The sequence below is a fragment of the Gilliamella sp. App4-10 genome (assembly GCF_001690495.1).
In the GTDB taxonomy this organism is placed as follows: Bacteria; Pseudomonadota; Gammaproteobacteria; order Enterobacterales; family Orbaceae; genus Gilliamella; species Gilliamella apicola_G.
Genome location: NZ_LZGS01000035.1, coordinates 461807 through 479235, shown reverse-complemented (window position 1 = coordinate 479235; position 17429 = coordinate 461807). Strand labels below are relative to the sequence as shown.

The following is a 17429-nucleotide window of genomic DNA, read 5'->3' as shown; positions in this document are numbered from 1 at the left end:
ATACCCGTTACAACTAAAGTTGAAAAGTAAATATTCTTAAATCGGGTTGAAGCTAGTTAATATTACAAGTAAATAAGGAAAAAATAAAAAAGAATTAGTGAGCTTTTTGTAATCAATTTTATTAAATTACATATATTGTATTCTAGATATTATAATTACTTAAGTCAATAAATTGGACACAGTTTTAATATCATCTTGTGTATAGCCTCTCGCAATCAAAAAATTAATAACTTTTTGTTTTTTATGATTGTTTTTAAAGTCAATTAGTTTTAGCTTTTTTATTAATTGTTTATATGCAAGATTTGCCCAGTTAATATTAGACATCTGTAATAATTGTCGACTCAAATCAACTGATAACCCTCGTTGTTTAAGCTCCATTGCAATTCTATACTTTCCATAACCTTTATTTGCACGCATAACAATATAATTTTTAATATATTGTTCATCATTAATCCAATTTTGATTAATACAATATTCAATTACATCTAGTATTTCAGTTTTCAGTGTAGCTAATTGATCGTGATATTTTTCATCTGTACTTTGTAGCTTTTTGGCAAAAAAAAATGTTATTTTTTGTCCCAGTTCATATGAAGAGTGATCTCGCTGTGCAAGTAATTGCACAGCTTTATTTAGAATTGATTTATTGAGGTTTGTATTCTTATTCAAAGTTTTCATCCTCTGATGAAATATTTCCTTCATCAGTCGTAAAAACTGCAGGACTATTTAATAATAGATCACGTAGTTTAGTTTCAAGTTCTTTAGCGATTTCAGGATGCTCTTGTAAAAACTTAATTGAGTTAGCTTTGCCTTGGCCAACTTTTTCGCCATTGTAGCTATACCATGCTCCAGCTTTATCGACCAACTTATGCTTAACTCCTAAGTCAATCAATTCTCCTTCTTTAGAAATGCCACAGCCATAAAGAATTTGGAATTCTGCTTGTCTAAAAGGTGCGGCAACTTTATTTTTTACGACTTTTACGCGCGTATCACTACCAATAACATCTTCACCTTCTTTTACCGCACCTGTTCGACGAATATCTAAACGTACTGATGCATAGAATTTAAGAGCATTACCACCCGTTGTGGTTTCTGGATTACCAAACATAACACCAATTTTCATACGAATCTGGTTAATAAAAACAACTAAACAATTTGCATTTTTGATATTCGCAGTTAATTTACGTAATGCTTGTGACATTAAACGGGCTTGCAATCCCATATGAGAATCGCCCATTTCACCTTCGATCTCTGCTTTTGGCGTTAATGCAGCCACTGAATCGACAATAATAACATCAACCGCACCAGAACGAACTAATGCATCACAAATTTCGAGTGCTTGTTCTCCTGTATCTGGCTGAGACACTAATAAGTCGTCTACTTGCACTCCTAATTTTGCGGCATAAATTGGGTCGAGTGCATGTTCGGCATCAATAAATGCACAAGTTTTACCTTCTTTTTGAGCTTGTGCTATGACAGATAAAGTGAGTGTTGTTTTACCTGATGATTCGGGGCCAAAAATTTCAACGATTCGGCCCATTGGTAATCCACCGATACCTAATGCAATATCTAATCCTAAAGAACCAGTAGATACCGCATCTACATCTAACGTTTGGGTATCGCCTAAACGCATAATCGAACCTTTGCCAAATTGTTTTTCGATTTGACTTAATGCAGCGGAAAGTGCGCGTTGTTTGTTTTCGTTCATATTATAAAACTCCAGTGAGTTAAGATATGGATATATTACACTGTATTATTATACAGTATCAAGTTTTTTTTATACAGAGCAATCATTTAGTTAATTACGGGAATTACTTCACAAATTTTTATGAATAATGGTTGAGTTTAATAATGGAAACTAACAGATGGTGATGAAATATTGATATTCAAGATTACATTTATTGGATTATTCTATTAATTTTATGATTATAATACTCGATTAAATTAAACTAATAATGATTCTTTAAATAAGAAAAGTAATGTGTTTTATAGAGATTGTTATTTACACAATATAATAATCAAATTCTACTAATTTAATGCAATGCAGTAATATTTTCATAAAAATACCTTTTTAATTATTGGCTTTAAATAACTTTTTAATCACACTTTATTTATTAAAGTAATTATTTATCAAGTGATTGTTTAAAATAATTCATCAGTTTTTATACTTAACGCTATACTAATCTGTAATATTTTTACAGGTTAAAATATATATCAAATAAGGAAAATAATGGCCATTGATAGACAACATTATGTTTTATGCTCACACTGTGATTTGGTCATAGAATTAGCTGATATAGTTATAGGGCATAAAGCTGTTTGCTCACGTTGTAATACAACGTTAGCTAAAAACAATAATAATATGAAGTTTAGAGCTACTATCTATGCAGTTTGTTCATTAATTATGATTATCGTAGCCTGTGGCTTTATCTTTATTGATATTCGTATTGTGGGTAATTTTATCGGTATTAGCGTATTAGATATTCCTAAAACCCTTTTTTTTGATAAATATAGCTATATTTCAGCACTTTTTATCTTATTTGTTTTGTTTTTTCCGATAGTTAATTTAGTAATTATCGTCTTTCTCTGCTCCAAGCTACGGTTAACAAAGTATCGGAAACGAGATCTACTTATTGTTTATGAAAAGTTTCAGCATTGGTGTATGCCTGAAATATTTCTTACTGGTATTTTAGTTAGTTTTGTTAAATTAATGAGTTATGGCAGTATTGGTGTGACTGGCACATTTTGGGCGTTCTGTCTATTTGTCTTTTTTTATATAAAGTCTTTAGTTATTTTTTCGCCAGAAGCAATTTGGAATGAAATTCATCGGAATAACTTTGCTACAGATACATTAAAAGTTGGTAAAACAGGCATTTGTCAAAATTTAAAACTATGCAAATGCTGTCAGGCTATATTGCCTGTGCAATATATAAAATGTCCAAGATGTAAGCAAAAAAGCAAAATTAGAGATCGTGATAAAATACAATGGACCCTAGCTTTGTTGGTTACTTCATTGATTTTATACATTCCCGCTAATTTATTTGGAATTATGATAACTGTTGTTTTAGGGGCATCATCTACTTCAAATATTATGGATGGTGTTATTTATATGTGGCAAGCAGGCGATGTGCCTGTTGCTCTTGTCATTTTTATTGCTAGTGTCATTATACCAATCTTAAAAATCATTTCTTTAAGCTGGCTTTGCTATTTTGCACTAGCAGTAAAACGAAAAAATAAACGTAATTGCTTAAAAATGAAAAAATTGTACACTGCAGTTGAGTTTATTGGTAAATGGTCAATGATAGATATATTTGTGGTTTCTGTTGTTTGTTCTTTAGTGAGAAATCAACAAATGATGGGGGTTTATCCAGATATTGGCGTTACCTTTTTTGCAACTGTCGTTATTATCACAATGATCGCATCACAAAAATTTGATCCTCGTTTAATTTGGGATCGTCCGCAAAATAGACAATAGATTAATAGGAACAATATGGCAACATCAAGTAAATCAGCAAAAATAATTAAAATTAGAGCTATTTCAGCAATATGGATTATTCCCATTGTTACTGCAATTGTTGGTCTATGGATAATCTACTCTCATTTTACCAATAAAGGTACTTCGTTCACATTGCTTGCAAAAGATGCCAGTGGTATTGTTGCTGGAAAAACGGTAATTAAAAACCGTAGCGTTGATGTCGGTATAGTTGATGAAGTGACTTTATCGGATGACTACAAGCAAGTGGTAATAAAAGGTCGAATTTATAATGATATGGTTCCACTATTAAAAAATGATTCGATTTTTTGGGTTGTCAAGCCTGAAATTGGTCGTGATGGAGTGACTGGATTGGGGACTATTTTATCGGGTGTATATATAGAATTAATTGCCGGAAACGATACTCACAGTTTTCAAAATAAACCTTTCGTGCTTTCTGATACACCGCCATTGTCCGATCCAAGTATTAAAGGAATTCGTTTAAATCTCGAAAGTGAGCAAAACGGTGTAATTCCTCGAGGTGCTTCTGTTATGTTTCATGGCTACCGTGTAGGTAATGTTGAAACCTCAGAATTTGATGTTGAAGCGCGTAAGATGAAATATCAAATTTTTATTACTAAACCTTACGACGTCTTAGTAACACAAAATGTCCGCTTTTGGAAAGAGGGGGGAATTAATTTGACACTCTCATCTCTAGGTGCAAACTTAGATGTTCCTTCTTTAGATGTATTAATGTCTGGTGGAATCAGTTTTGATTTACCTGATGGATCTAAATTAGGTGCACCTGCGGAGCAAAATGCAGTTTATAAATTATATGAAGATAAAAAATCCATCCAAGATTCACAATATACTGAATATAAAGAATTTCTTATTATGCTTTCTGATTCTATATCTGGATTGTCAGAAGGTGTACCTGTTGAATATCATGGTATTAGGTTAGGCACAGTATCTAAAGTGCCATTTTATACTGCTGAAATGCTAGAAAAATCGTCCATTTTAAATAAAAAAGTGCCGATATTAATCAGAATCGAACCTGATCGTTTATCTGAACTTGTTGATGAAAAGATCGACATTGCCGCAGTGATTATGAAAGAGCAAAAAAATGGGTTAAGAGCTTCATTAAAAACATCAAACATGTTCACTGGTGCACTGTATATAGATCTTGATTTTTATCCTGATCTAAAAAACAAATATGATCCCAAACTAGCTAAGCAGTTTGGTTACGATACAATTGAGACAACCTCGACTGGTATTGCGCAAATTCAAGCAAAAATTATGCAGTTACTAGATAACTTTAATAAATTACCATTTAACAATACCTTATCGCAGTTTAATCAATCATTAGCTTCAAGCCAACATTTAATGGAATCATTAAATCAGATTATGGCTAGTAAAGAGATGCAGAATATGCCAAAAGATTTGCAAAAGACTTTACGTTCACTAAATGAAACAATGAAAGGCTTACAGCCAGGTTCTGAACTCAACAATCAAATGAAAGAGAGTTTACAAAAAGTGCAACACATGATGGACGAACTTACTCCATTACTCAATACGCTTAATGATAAAAGTAATGCACTGATTTTTTCTGCTCCAGCGAAAAAAGATCAAGAACCTCAAGCAAAAGGTAAAAAATAATGAACAGAATTTATAAAAAACTACTTATAGTCGTATTTATGTCATTGTTCGCTATATTAGCGGGTTGCTCAGCTAGCAACCCGAGTAAAAGTTATTTTCAACTCACTAGCAATTCACAGATTCCTGTATCGCAAAACATGAAAACCACGAATCAATTTATTTGGATTGAGTCAGTTGATGTGGCGAGTTTTTTAAATAAACCCGGCATCGTATTACAAACCGATAATATCAAATATGAAACAGCAATCAACCATTTATGGGTATCAACGTTATCTCAGCAGCTTCAAGACCGATTAACGCAGGATTTAACGGCCATGTTACCTAATTATTTAGTATCCAGTAAGTCAATTACAACACCAACACTAACGGTAAAATTATTTATAGATAGCTTTCATGGCAGTTATACGGGGGATGCGATAATTAAAGGCCGATGGGTTGTTACTGACCGTAAAAATAATATTGAAATCAAACCATTTGAGCGCCATGTTCCTTTAGCAACCAATGGCTATGATGCTTTAGTTAAAGCGCTATCGAAAGGATGGCAAGATGAAGAACTAGACTTTGCAAACTCAATAAAGCATTAGTGTTACACTGACATTCCTTCAGCGTGCTGACGGAATGTCTAAACTTAAATAGCAATAGATCTTAGTGACAGTTTGAACTGACTAAAAACCTTATCATCAATTTCCACCCATTTGCGAACACTATTGATAAAAGCGATTTTATCGGCATTTACCAGATCATCTTTTAAAATCGTTTTTTCTAACAATTGATTGTGATCCAAATAAAATTGTCGCATGGTGCCAGCTAATAATCCTGATTCTTTTTTAGGTGTCACCCATTGATCATTAATCAGTAACGCGAGATTACCATTAACAAATTCAGTTATCTCATTGTGTTGATTAAAATTAATATATTCTTTTCCTACAGTTAAATCCGGAAAGTGCTCACGATTTGATGTTTTATGATACAAATAGACATTTTGGTTATCAACGCACTGTGTTGCAAGTTGAATTTCATTAATGTCTATCGGAGTGTTAATGATATCTTTACTAATAGTATAATGCCCATCTTTTTGCTGTAAGATTCTTACTTTATAAATATTGTTAGGCATTGAATTTGCTAACTTAATAAGTTGCAACTTAATTGCGTGAATGTCACAGTTAAAATCAAAATAATCAGCTGATTGGGCAAGCCTGCTTAAGTGTTCATTCAATAAAAAGAATTGCCCTTTTTCAAGCAATAACGATTCAATGATATATTTTGGAGTAGAAGTAGTACGATGCAAAATTGCTGTTTTAGCCAAGATCTCGCTATATTCGTCTTGGGATGTCGAATCCCAAGTGATCCCCCCGCCAACACCATAACGCAACTGTTGGTTGTGTATGGTCAATGTACGAATTGGGATATTAAATATGGCCTTATTCATATAGGGCTCAATGTAACCAATTGTCCCACAGTAAACGCCACGTGGTGAGTTTTCAATATCTGCGATAATTTGCATGGTACTGGTTTTTGGGGCACCGGTAATTGATCCGCAAGGGAATAGGGCTTGAAAAATTTGATATAAATTGACATCTTCTTTCAATTCACCTTGAATTATTGAAGTCAATTGCCAAACCGTTGGATATTTTTCAGCTGAAAATAATTCAGGCACCGTTACTGTTCCTGGTTTTGCAATGCGACTTAAATCATTACGCAACAAATCAACAATCATCATGTTTTCAGCCTGATTTTTTTCAGAAAATAATAATTTTAACTGTTGTTTATCTTGTTGATTATTTAAGCCGCGTGCAGTTGTCCCTTTCATTGGCTTTGTCGTAATAATTTTATTGTCTAACTTAAAGAATAATTCCGGTGAGATGGATAAAATATGATAATCATCAAACTCAAGATAAGCGCAATAATCTGCCTGATTGTTTTTTTGTAAAAAGTGGTAATAATCAATAGCGCTTTCATTAAATGGTGCGGTAAATTGAATCGTATAGTTGGTTTGATAAGTATTACCTGATTCAATTTGTGATCGAATAAAGTCAATTTTTTGATTATATTCATCCATTAATGTATCGCTAATTAAGTTAAAACTTGACGGTGTATAACCACTTATTTCTACTTGTTCAACGATAGAATAATGATCAAAAATACCAAATAACAATAGTGGTAAACCTTGATGGACCTCATCATTATGTTTTGTTTTATTTTCGCTATTTAACCCTGTTGCGCTTTCATAAGCGAGATACCCAACCGCGTAAAAACCTTGTTGCGTAAATTTTTCGATTAAATCGAATTGCTGTTTAATTGTCGAGTAATCATTCGATCTTAAAATGGCGATAGGATTGCAAAAATATTTATGTTGATTTTCAAAATCTATATAAATTTTCATATCAAGATTGCTCATGGACAAAATTATTAATCATTTGTAAACCTGATTCGGTTTTTATCGCTTCAGGGTGGAATTGAACTGACTCAATGGGTAACGATTTATGACGCAATCCCATAATCAACCCTTGATTGTTTCGAGCGGTTACAATCAGGTGAGAATCTTCTTGTGAAAAATTATCACAAGCAATTAATGAGTGATAGCGAACCACTGAAAGCGGGTTTTTGACTCCTTTAAATACCCCCTGACCATCATGCGTTATTTCATCAACTTTACCATGCATCGGTATTGGTGCTTTGGCAATACGGTAACCATAATATTGAGCAATCGCTTGATGTCCTAAACAGATACCCAGTATCGGGCAAATATGAGCAAATTCGGCAATAATAGCAAGTGATATTCCTGCATGAATTGGTGCCCCTGGGCCGGGAGAAATGATAATTTTAGAAAAGCTTAGTTCTTTTATTTGTTCGATTGTTAGTTCGTCATTTTTGATAACTCTAACTTCGGCGCCAACTTGGCATAAATAATCGTAAATATTAAATGTAAAAGAATCATAATTATCTATTAATAATATCAAAATACAGTCCATTAATTACAAAACATATTGATTTAAAAACCGGTAACTGTAACAGTTAAAATCCAGTCGTAACAGGCTTTATTATATCGTTAATACACTTAAAAAAAGAAATCATTGCGATTTTACCCTCTTTTTATCTCTCTTTTATACTTAAACAATATTTTTAATGAAACTTTTTTACAAAAAGCAGTTTTTCTGTGATTGATTTCACAAAAAACATACAACTCTACTTGTATGGTAGTATTTGTGTTGTTATTTTAATAACGTCTAAATTTACATGAGAGGTATTGAATGAAAATTGTAAAAGCAGATGTTTTTGTATGCAGTCCAGGAAGAAATTTTGTCACATTAAAAATAACCACCGACGAAGGAGTTTATGGTGTTGGTGATGCAACGCTTAATGGACGTGAATTGGCCGTAGCTTCTTATCTTAAAGATCATCTGTGCCCTCAACTAATTGGGCGCGATCCGCATCAAATAGAAGACATCTTCCAATATTTCTATAAAGGCGCCTATTGGCGTCGTGGTCCTGTGACTATGTCAGCTATTTCGGCCATTGATATGGCTCTGTGGGATATTAAAGGAAAATTAGCCAACATGCCTCTTTACCAGTTATTAGGAGGCGCGTCGCGCACAGGAGTTATGGTTTACTGTCATACTACTGGTGCAAGCATTGACGAAGCATTAGATGACTATGCTAAACATAAGGAAATGGGGTTTAAAGCAATTCGTGTGCAATGTGGTATACCGGGTATGAAGACAACCTATGGTCAAAGTAAAGGGAAAAACCTAGCTTACGAACCCGCCACTCGTGGCAATTACCCAGAAGAACAATGTTGGGCAACAGAGAAATACCTCGATTTTATGCCTAAATTGTTTGATGCCGTACGAAATAAATTTGGTTTTAATGAGCATCTACTACATGACATGCATCACCGTTTAACACCAATCGAAGCTGCTCGTTTTGGAAAAAGTATAGAAGATTACAGGCTGTTTTGGATGGAAGATCCGACACCGGCCGAAAATCAAGAATGTTTTCGTTTGATACGCCAACACACAGTCACTCCAATTGCAGTTGGTGAAGTGTTTAATAGCATCTGGGATTGTAAACAACTTATTCAAGAGCAATTGATTGATTATATTCGAACTACAATTACCCATGCGGGCGGTATTACTCATATGCGCCGTATTGCTGATTTTGCTGCACTTTATCAAGTAAGAACAGGATCCCACGGACCATCTGATTTATCCCCAATTTGCCATGCAGCTGCACTGCATTTTGATATGTGGGTACCTAATTTTGGTGTGCAAGAATTTATGGGTTATTCAGAGCAAATGCTAGAAGTCTTTTCACCAAACTGGACTTTTAATGATGGCTATATGCACCCAAGCGATGAACCAGGCCTTGGTATAGATTTTGATGAAAAGCTTGCCGAAAAATATCCATACAAACCAGCTTACTTACCAATTGCTCGTTTAGATGATGGTACGTTGTGGAATTGGTAAATTATAGGAGGTTATATGAAAAGTATTGTAATCAAACAACCTAATGAATTGGTAATTGAGGAACGAGAAGTTCCTCAGCCTGCAAATGGGGAAGTAAGAGTAAAAGTAAAATTAGCAGGTATTTGTGGTTCAGATAGCCATATATACCGCGGACATAACCCATTTGTTAAATATCCACGAGTTATTGGTCATGAATTTTTTGGTGTGATTGATGAAGTTGGTGAAGGGGTTGATAGATCTAGAATTGGAGAAAGAGTATCTGTCGATCCAGTTATTAGTTGTGGGCACTGCTATTCTTGTTTAGTAGGTCGTCCTAATGTTTGTACATCTCTTACTGTATTGGGTGTTCATCGAGATGGTGGATTTAGTCAGTACGCAGTAGTTCCAAGTAAAAATGCTTATGTTATCCCAGATGAAATTAGTGATGAGTTTGCAGTGATGATTGAACCATTTACTATCGCAGCAAATGCAACCAGCCATTTAAAACCAACTGAAAATGATATTGTACTAATTTATGGTGCAGGCCCAATGGGACTAACTTCAGTACAAGCGTTAAAAGGAGTTTATAACGTTAAAGAGGTTATTGTTGTTGATCGAATTGAAGAACGTTTAAATATGGCAAAAATTAGTGGTGCTGACAGAGTAATAAACAATACCTTTTTATCTTTAAAAGATGAGCTGGATAAGCTCAGTATTAAACCGACGGTTATTATAGATGCAGCCTGTCATCCATCCATTTTGCAAGAAGCAATTAGTATTGCATCACCAGCAGCAAGAATCTTAATTATGGGGTTCTCAAGTGATGCCTGTCAGATAACTCAGCAAGGTATTACAAGTAAAGAATTATCTATTTTTTCATCTCGATTAAATGCTAATAAATTTCCAGTTGTAATTGATTGGCTTAAGAAAAAATTAATTGACCCGCAAAAGTTAATCACACATCAATTCGATTATATGCAAGTCATTCAAGCGATAGAAACTTTTGAAAAAGATCAAGAACAGTGTTGCAAGGTGTTACTAACTATTAGTTAGGAATTTTTAAACACATTTTTATTGATGATCTTTTATATATAAAATTATAAGGCGAGTAAAATATGAATAACATAGGAAAGATTAAATGTGAAAGAAATGCTTCAGATTTAGTTAAAGCGGCTGTTTCTGGATGGCTTGGAACAGCATTAGAATTTATGGACTTTCAATTATATTCTTTAGGCGCTGCACTAGTATTTCGTGAAATATTTTTCCCCGAACAATCGGCAATTATGGCACTAATCTTAGCTATGGGAACCTATGGGGCAGGATACATTGCCCGAATTGTTGGTGCTTTTATCTTTGGGAGAATGGGAGATGCAATTGGTAGAAAGAAAGTATTATTTATTACAATTACTATGATGGGTATTTGTACAACACTAATTGGTGTATTACCAACTTATGCTCAAGTAGGTATTTTAGCTCCTTTAATGTTGGTCCTCTTACGAATAGTTCAAGGTTTGGGTGCTGGTGCTGAAATTTCAGGGGCGGGCACTATGCTTGCAGAATATGCACCTATAGGAAAAAGAGGAATTATTTCTTCATTAGTTGCAATGGGCACTAATTGCGGTACATTGAGCGCTACTGCAATTTGGGCAGTTATGTTTTTTTTGTTAGATAAAGAACAGCTAATTGCATGGGGATGGAGAGTACCTTTCCTTGTAAGTGCGATTGTTATGATTTTTGCGATATGGCTTAGAATGAACTTAAAAGAAAGCCCTGTATTTGATGGTGTTAATGATGTAAATACCCAATCAATTAATGACAAACAACCAATCAAACACATTTCATTAGTTGAAATGATAAAAAGTAAATCATTTTGGCTAGCAACTGGTTTACGTTTTGGGCAAGCAGGAAATTCAGGGTTAATTCAAACTTTTTTAGCAGGTTACTTGGTGCAGGCTTTATTATTCGAAAAAGGTATACCTACAGATGCTTTAATGATTAGTTCTATTGTAGGATTTGTTACTATTCCTTTTTTAGGGTGGTTATCTGACAAAATTGGTCGACGAATTCCATATATTGTTTTGACTGTTTCTTCAATTATTCTTGCTTATCCAATGCTATCTATTGTTGTTGATAAAAGTTATTCAGTTAGCACTATAATGTTATGCTTAATTATTATTCATAACATTGCAGTACTAGGGTTATTTGCGCTAGAAAATATTACTATGGCGGAAATGTTTGGTGCTCGTAATCGCTTTACTCAAATGGCAATATCTAAAGAAGCCGGAGGTCTTATTGCAGTCGGATTTGGTCCTTTATTAGCCGGAATTTTCTGTAATATTGTTAACGATTGGTGGCCAATTGTTGCTATGATCATTGTTTATTCTTGTATTGGTTTGATATCAGCGATTTTTATGCCAGAAATTAAAGATCGTGATTTATCTGATTTAAATGATGCTGCATTATAATTTAAGGTTTTGAAGGAAAAATAATGAAACTATCAAATCTAACTTTATCACAACTACCTGAAAAGGTCGTTGTACCGAATTATGATCGAAACAAGCTTAAAACTAAAATAGTACATCTTGGTTTTGGTGCTTTTCATCGTGCTCATCAAGCTTTTTTTACTGACATTTTGGCTGCAAAGTATGGAAGTGATTGGGGATATTGTGAAGTTAATTTAATTGGTGGTGAAAAACAAATTGAAGATTTAAAGCAGCAAGACTACCTATTTAGTGTTTGCGAAATGGCTTACGATAATTGGAATTCGCGAATTGTCGGGGTTGTCAAAGAGGCATTACATGCTGATATTGATGGTATTGCAAAAATATTAGAGGTTATGACACGCCCTGAAATCGCTATTGTTTCAATAACTGTCACTGAAAAGGGATATTATTATTTACCCTCAACAGCATCAATTGATCTAAATAACCCGATGATTAAACACGATATTGAAAATCCCGCTAAACCGAAAACTGTTCCGGGTGTGATTGTTGAGGCATTACGTTTACGTAAAGAAAAAGGTTTAAAGCCGTTTACGGTAATGTCTTGTGATAATATGCCAGAAAACGGTCACGTGACACGTAATGTTGTTTTGGCGTTAGCCAAACAACGTGATCCAAGTTTGGCTAGTTGGATCGACCAAAATGTGACATTCCCATCAACAATGGTTGACCGAATTGTACCTGCCGTGACACCTGAAACCATGGAAAAAATCCAAAAACAACTGGGTGGCATTGAAGATCCGGCTGGGGTTGCCGGAGAGCCATTTAAGCAATGGGTTATTGAAGATAACTTTGTTGCTGGCAGACCCGAGTGGCAAAAAGCCGGTGCTGAACTTGTTAGTGATGTCTTGCCTTATGAAGAGATGAAGCTACGTATGTTAAATGGTAGTCACTCGTTTTTAGCTTATTTAGGCTATTTAGCAGGTTATTTACATATTGATGAATGCATGCAAGATCCTAATTATGTGAAAGCTGCAAGACATTTGATGATAAATGAACAAGCAAGCACATTACGAGTAAAAGGAGTTGATTTACAGGCTTATGCCGATTCGTTGCTTGATCGTTATCGCAATACAGGTTTAAAACATCGTACTTGGCAAATAGCCATGGATGGTACTTTAAAATTACCCCAACGTATGCTCGATTCAGTCCGTTTTCATTTAGCGAATAACACACCTTTTGATTGCCTAGCTTTAGGTATTGCAGCTTGGATGAAATATGTAAGTGGGACTGATGATGCAGGTAAGATGATTGAGATAAGTGATCCAATTGCTGATAAGTTGAAAGAACTAGTAGCAAACAGCCAAGATAATCAAGAACGGGTAAAATCGCTATTGTCATTATCACATGTATTTGGTGATGATCTACCTAACAATAAATGTTTTGTTGAACAGGTAACTAAAGCTTATTTAGCTTTGCGGGATACTGGCGCTAAAAAGTCAGTTGAACAATTAGCAGAAAGTTTTTAAAGTTTTTTTTAAACATTACTAACACAACTAACATAATTAATAAAAACAAAGTGTAATTGCCTGCAAGGGCGTTACACTTTTCACTTGTACTCCAATTTAGTACAAATAACCTTTCTATATTTATTTCATTGAAATAGCAACACATTTCAAACAAAAAATTAAGGGGTAAGTGTTTTTTAAATTCAACGGAAGGCAAGTAGCCTAACGAAGAATGTAATCGTTTATGATTGTACCAATAGGCATAAGCCGAAAAAGCGCGTTGTAACTCAGTCGTTGAGTTTAAGCGATTAACTCTTGTTCTTTTTATTGATGTGGCAACCCCCTATTATACAAATAAGTCAAATCCTATTAATAATACATTTTCAACAATCGCGCAAAATGATATTCACACACAAATTAATTCATTAGTAGCATCAAATGAAGATAAAACAAAGATTTGTCTTGACGCTCAAAATTTACTTGATTGTGCGCATGAAGTTTGTGAAAAACACCTTTACCATGATGATATAAAACAAGATTTTATTGATGATATTAATAATTTTGCCACGCACATTGTAAATCAAGTCGAAAGCGGAGCTATGAGCTATGAACAAGGCTCAGAAGCGATAAAATCTGAAGAAAAGAGTTTATGGGATCAAAGCCTGCACTGGGTAGGTCGGGGACTAAGTGTTTTAGGTGGTGCAGGCTTGATGATGACGGGGTTTGCAATGTGCACAACTGGTATGGGTTGTATACTTGGCTCATATGTAGCAGCGCATGGAGTTAATAGTATTCAAGAAGGGATAACTGGTGAGGATGGTTTTTTAAAATCAATGTATCAAGATGCGGCGGTAGGATTAGGAATGTCTAAAGAGGCAGGTTCTTTGGCTTATGATTTAGTTGATATCGGTATATCCGTACATGGTAAACTTAAATTAGTTCCTAAAATTGATAAAAGTTTTGCAATTAATCAATTTAATCGCGCTAATTCAGCAAAATTCAAATTATTTCATTATGGTAGAGAGGATTTGACACGAGCATATAGACAGATGAATAAATGGTTGTTAAGTTCTGAAATAGTAAGTGATGTTATGTCTTTAAGTGAAATTTATGAACAAAGCAAAAATATTTTTTTTAAAAACAATGAGCTTGATGAGATGAATCTATATATTTCAAATCCCGAACAGATTGATAATATAGAGAAAATTGTAGATAGTTGTGCAATAGTAATACGTATTACAGGTAGTGAATCTGATGTAGATGACCAACCTAATTATTCATTGTGCACGCGCTTGGATGGTACTACATATCGGCAATATTTTGATGGCCATATTGAAGAAGGTTCTATTGAATAACAGGAATAACACAGATGATTATATTGATTTACATTGCGTATTACTTTTTTTCAATTATGCCTATTATTATTACTTATCGTTTTAGACAATATACAATAAGTGATTATCAATATAATAAAAAGTTGAAATGGCAAAGGCGCATTATGTTGTTTTTAAATTATATCGTTGCTTTTTTCGAGGCGTTTATTGCCGGACATAGAAAAACAATCCATAACTATAGTTCTGACTATGAGCTTTTACTTTTCTCATCAGGAATATTTATTTGTATTTACATTTTTAGCATAGGGTGGTTAGAAAGCCCAAAAGAGTATTTAAAAAAGAAAAAGAAAAAATGGAAATAATAATGACTTTAGTGAAGTTAGCTTTCCACCATTAACAACTGTCGCATTACCTTCCAAACAAATTGTAGAAATTCCTCGCGTTGTTTACAGTAATTTGAGAAACGACTGTAATGAATATACATAAAAAACAAAATTAACGCCTTATCACAGACAAGAAATATGGCGCTTATATCATAAAGAAAAAATAACGGTCACCAATTTGGCTAAATGCTATAACAAAACCTATCCGGGTGAAATGCTACACGTTGTTACCAAAGGTTTACCTTTACTTAAAAATGAAACAAAACAGCAAACTAGAGAATATTCACCCATTAATATCTATTTGATTTTTATTGTTTTTATACATAAACGTAGTGTGCTCTAGAAACTTTTTAACAAAAATTCTACTGTCTTTGTTTGTTAGATAAATGTTTGTTTAGATAAACTGCGTGATAACCAGCGTATCAATCAAAAATCGACAAAAATCACCTGCAACGACAATTTGATGTAGGTGATAAAGAACAAATTGTTGTTGCGGATTTAACCTAATGACAAAGGGTAGCGGAAGCGGCATTTAAAACAATTAAAACGGAATTAGTAAAAGGCCAACGTTTCAACTCAACGGCTGAGTTACAATGCGCTTTTTCGGCTTATGCTTATTGGTATAATCATAAACGATTACATTCTTCGTTAGGCTATTTGCCTCCCGTTAAATTTAAAAAACACTTACCCCTTAATTTTTTGTTTGAAAATGTGTTGCCATTCTAATCAAAAAAACTTTTCTTATACCTAAAAATATCCTACTATTCTTCCTTATTTTGTTCCTTACCATAAGAATGATATATGTTTAAATCTGCCGACTTAAATATTTCAGAACCCGTTAATCAACAAATTTACCGTAAATTAAGAAAAGCGATTATTACTTGTCAAGTATTGCCTGGTGTTTTACTGTCAGAAAAAGAGATTTCTAGTCAATTTAGTGTTTCAAGGCAACCGGTTAGAGAAGCGTTCATTAAATTAGCTGAAGCGGGACTTGTGCAAATTCTTCCGCAACGAGGAACATTTGTTACAAAAATATCGATTAAAAAAGTTATTGATGGCCAATTTATACGAGATGCTGTTGAGTGTGCAATTATCAAACAAGCAGCACTAATGATTAGTGCGGCAGATATTTTATTGCTGCAAAAAAATCTTGATGAACAAAAACAAGCTAATAAGCACAAGAATATTCATTATTTTCTTGAAAAAGATGATGAGTTTCATCAAATTTTAATGAATGTGATAGATTGCCAAATGGCTTGGGAAAGTGTCGAGAACATTAAAGCAATGATGGATAGAGTCAGATTTCTTTCATTAGAACAGATTTCTCCTCCAGAAAATCTTGTTAAACAACACGAAAAAATTCTGACAGCTTTAAAAAAACATGATCCGGAGCTCGCTGCAATAGCTCAACATGAACATTTATCGGCTATTTTAGAGACAATAAAAATAGTATCCAAGCAGAAGAATGAATGGTTTATTGATTAGTATGTATTAAAGCTCTCGATTATTCTTTTTTATGTTATGAATAAAATTATGTTGCTTATCTTTTTATAATCTGATTTATTTTGACGGTTATTGATTTTTACGCAAATAACCTAAAACTCCAAAATCCGCTATTGTCCATCTTCCGTTTTTAAAAATTAAAGGAAAGGTTGCTCGACTGCTTGCATTAGGTCCTGGGTTTTGTTGTACAATTTCAATTTCGTTGTCGGTTACTTTACTGATAATAGCAACATGTCCATAGCTAGACCAATTAAGGACAATAATATCGTCAACTTGTGGTTTAGTGGGTGAGCCGTTATGAAATTGTAGTAAATTGCGTTGACGATTGATCTTTCCATCAGCAATTGATGGGTCAAAAAAATCTTTAGCATGACCATAGCTATTTGGCATTTTATGATTAAAACGCTGATAATAATAACGTTTAATAAATTCAACACATTGATATTTTTGACCTAAGTTATAGCCGTCTTTAGCGATATTTCTTCCACTTACATTATGGATACTACCATTATAATAGACTTTCACTCCATTAAATTCATCAACGACTTTGCCAATTTTTTGCTTATCAAATTCAATATTGGCAAAAGCACATGGATAGAGTGTATAGTAGCTCAATACAGAAAATAGACAAAGAAAGAACAAGCTTTTTTTATATTTTAATAACATTTTTATTTCCATCGTTTTAATTAT

The 17429-nt window shown here is 33.7% G+C and carries 16 protein-coding genes and 1 pseudogene; 11 read left to right on the top strand and 6 right to left on the bottom strand.

Annotated features, from left to right (window positions below; translation table 11 throughout):
- Positions 1-159 precede the first annotated feature (159 nt).
- Together A9G23_RS07215 and recA are read right to left on the bottom strand one after the other, a co-directional pair.
- Positions 160-666 (bottom strand): regulatory protein RecX, encoded by a 507-nt coding sequence (locus A9G23_RS07215; RefSeq protein ID WP_176700269.1) that lies wholly within the window; start codon positions 664-666, stop codon positions 160-162.
- Positions 659-1705 (bottom strand): recombinase RecA, encoded by a 1047-nt coding sequence (gene recA / locus A9G23_RS07210; protein WP_065586949.1) that lies wholly within the window; start codon positions 1703-1705, stop codon positions 659-661. Before recA ends, A9G23_RS07215 begins: the two co-directional genes overlap by 8 nt.
- A 522-nt stretch (positions 1706-2227) precedes the next feature.
- On the opposite strand from recA, the gene A9G23_RS07205 reads away from it, so the two are divergent.
- The 3 genes from A9G23_RS07205 to A9G23_RS07195 are packed head-to-tail and all read left to right on the top strand — an operon-like array spanning position 2228 to position 5709.
- Complete coding sequence (locus tag A9G23_RS07205; RefSeq protein WP_065586948.1) at positions 2228-3472, top strand: PqiA/YebS family transporter subunit; 1245 nt, start codon at positions 2228-2230, stop codon at positions 3470-3472.
- 15 nt (positions 3473-3487) lie between these two features.
- Positions 3488-5125, top strand: coding sequence for an intermembrane transport protein PqiB (gene pqiB, locus A9G23_RS07200; RefSeq protein ID WP_065586947.1), 1638 nt, complete (start codon positions 3488-3490; stop codon positions 5123-5125).
- On the top strand, positions 5125-5709 hold the full coding sequence (locus tag A9G23_RS07195; RefSeq protein ID WP_065586946.1) for a PqiC family protein: 585 nt from the start codon (positions 5125-5127) through the stop codon (positions 5707-5709). Before pqiB ends, A9G23_RS07195 begins: the two co-directional genes overlap by 1 nt.
- Before the next feature lie 44 nt (positions 5710-5753).
- On the opposite strand, the gene pabB is transcribed toward A9G23_RS07195, so the two are convergent.
- Together pabB and A9G23_RS07185 are read right to left on the bottom strand one after the other, a co-directional pair.
- Positions 5754-7508, bottom strand: a complete 1755-nt coding sequence (pabB, locus tag A9G23_RS07190; RefSeq protein WP_065586945.1) for an aminodeoxychorismate synthase component I — start codon at positions 7506-7508, stop codon at positions 5754-5756.
- Between the two features lies 1 nt (position 7509).
- Positions 7510-8085 carry an anthranilate synthase component II gene (locus tag A9G23_RS07185; RefSeq protein WP_081296981.1) on the bottom strand — a complete coding sequence of 192 codons (576 nt, stop codon included), beginning with the start codon at positions 8083-8085 and terminating at the stop codon, positions 7510-7512.
- Between the two features lie 291 nt (positions 8086-8376).
- Between A9G23_RS07185 and manD the strand changes: the two genes are divergently transcribed.
- The 4 genes from manD to A9G23_RS07165 all read left to right on the top strand — a co-directional run bounded on the left by manD (position 8377) and on the right by A9G23_RS07165 (position 13540).
- Positions 8377-9591 (top strand): D-mannonate dehydratase ManD, encoded by a 1215-nt coding sequence (manD, locus tag A9G23_RS07180; RefSeq protein ID WP_065586944.1) that lies wholly within the window; start codon positions 8377-8379, stop codon positions 9589-9591.
- 15 nt (positions 9592-9606) lie between these two features.
- Positions 9607-10623 (top strand): Zn-dependent oxidoreductase, encoded by a 1017-nt coding sequence (locus A9G23_RS07175; protein WP_065586943.1) that lies wholly within the window; start codon positions 9607-9609, stop codon positions 10621-10623.
- Positions 10624-10685: 62 nt separating this feature from the next.
- Entirely contained in the window at positions 10686-12035 is a 1350-nt protein-coding gene (locus A9G23_RS07170; protein WP_280642560.1) for an MFS transporter, read from the top strand.
- Positions 12036-12058: 23 nt separating this feature from the next.
- Positions 12059-13540 carry a mannitol dehydrogenase family protein gene (locus tag A9G23_RS07165; RefSeq protein WP_065586942.1) on the top strand — a complete coding sequence of 494 codons (1482 nt, stop codon included), beginning with the start codon at positions 12059-12061 and terminating at the stop codon, positions 13538-13540.
- Here A9G23_RS07165 and A9G23_RS11930 read toward each other — a convergent pair.
- Entirely contained in the window at positions 13503-13847 is a 345-nt protein-coding gene (locus A9G23_RS11930) for an IS3 family transposase (RefSeq protein WP_141674922.1), read from the bottom strand. The genes A9G23_RS07165 and A9G23_RS11930 overlap by 38 nt on opposite strands.
- 4 nt (positions 13848-13851) lie before the next feature.
- On the opposite strand from A9G23_RS11930, the gene A9G23_RS07160 reads away from it, so the two are divergent.
- The 4 genes and pseudogenes from A9G23_RS07160 to A9G23_RS07150 all read left to right on the top strand — a co-directional run bounded on the left by A9G23_RS07160 (position 13852) and on the right by A9G23_RS07150 (position 16721).
- Positions 13852-14874 carry a DUF4225 domain-containing protein gene (locus tag A9G23_RS07160; protein WP_065586941.1) on the top strand — a complete coding sequence of 341 codons (1023 nt, stop codon included), beginning with the start codon at positions 13852-13854 and terminating at the stop codon, positions 14872-14874.
- A 14-nt stretch (positions 14875-14888) separates the two neighbouring features.
- A complete protein-coding gene (locus A9G23_RS07155; RefSeq protein ID WP_065586940.1) occupies positions 14889-15215 on the top strand; it encodes a hypothetical protein in 327 nt (108 codons plus the stop codon).
- Positions 15216-15767: 552 nt separating this feature from the next.
- Positions 15768-15962, top strand: a pseudogene (locus A9G23_RS11925) (IS3 family transposase); the annotation flags it as partial.
- 75 nt (positions 15963-16037) lie between these two features.
- Positions 16038-16721, top strand: a complete 684-nt coding sequence (locus A9G23_RS07150; RefSeq protein WP_065586939.1) for a GntR family transcriptional regulator — start codon at positions 16038-16040, stop codon at positions 16719-16721.
- 87 nt (positions 16722-16808) lie between these two features.
- On the opposite strand, the gene A9G23_RS07145 is transcribed toward A9G23_RS07150, so the two are convergent.
- Positions 16809-17405 carry a CHAP domain-containing protein gene (locus A9G23_RS07145; RefSeq protein ID WP_065586938.1) on the bottom strand — a complete coding sequence of 199 codons (597 nt, stop codon included), beginning with the start codon at positions 17403-17405 and terminating at the stop codon, positions 16809-16811.
- Between the last annotated feature and the right edge of the window lie 24 nt (positions 17406-17429).

What these genes read in the sequence shown, in the direction of transcription:
- A9G23_RS07170 (WP_280642560.1), top strand. Translation starts at nt 10,686, where the DNA reads ATGAATAACATAGGAAAGATTAAATGTGAAAGAAATGCTTCAGATTTA.
- A9G23_RS07155 (WP_065586940.1), top strand. Translation starts at nt 14,889, where the DNA reads ATGATTATATTGATTTACATTGCGTATTACTTTTTTTCAATTATGCCT.
- pabB (WP_065586945.1), bottom strand. Translation starts at nt 7,508, where the DNA reads ATGAAAATTTATATAGATTTTGAAAATCAACATAAATATTTTTGCAAT.
- manD (WP_065586944.1), top strand. Translation starts at nt 8,377, where the DNA reads ATGAAAATTGTAAAAGCAGATGTTTTTGTATGCAGTCCAGGAAGAAAT.
- pqiB (WP_065586947.1), top strand. Translation starts at nt 3,488, where the DNA reads ATGGCAACATCAAGTAAATCAGCAAAAATAATTAAAATTAGAGCTATT.
- A9G23_RS07150 (WP_065586939.1), top strand. Translation starts at nt 16,038, where the DNA reads ATGTTTAAATCTGCCGACTTAAATATTTCAGAACCCGTTAATCAACAA.
- A9G23_RS07205 (WP_065586948.1), top strand. Translation starts at nt 2,228, where the DNA reads ATGGCCATTGATAGACAACATTATGTTTTATGCTCACACTGTGATTTG.
- A9G23_RS07165 (WP_065586942.1), top strand. Translation starts at nt 12,059, where the DNA reads ATGAAACTATCAAATCTAACTTTATCACAACTACCTGAAAAGGTCGTT.
- A9G23_RS07145 (WP_065586938.1), bottom strand. Translation starts at nt 17,405, where the DNA reads ATGTTATTAAAATATAAAAAAAGCTTGTTCTTTCTTTGTCTATTTTCT.
- recA (WP_065586949.1), bottom strand. Translation starts at nt 1,705, where the DNA reads ATGAACGAAAACAAACAACGCGCACTTTCCGCTGCATTAAGTCAAATC.
- A9G23_RS07195 (WP_065586946.1), top strand. Translation starts at nt 5,125, where the DNA reads ATGAACAGAATTTATAAAAAACTACTTATAGTCGTATTTATGTCATTG.
- A9G23_RS07175 (WP_065586943.1), top strand. Translation starts at nt 9,607, where the DNA reads ATGAAAAGTATTGTAATCAAACAACCTAATGAATTGGTAATTGAGGAA.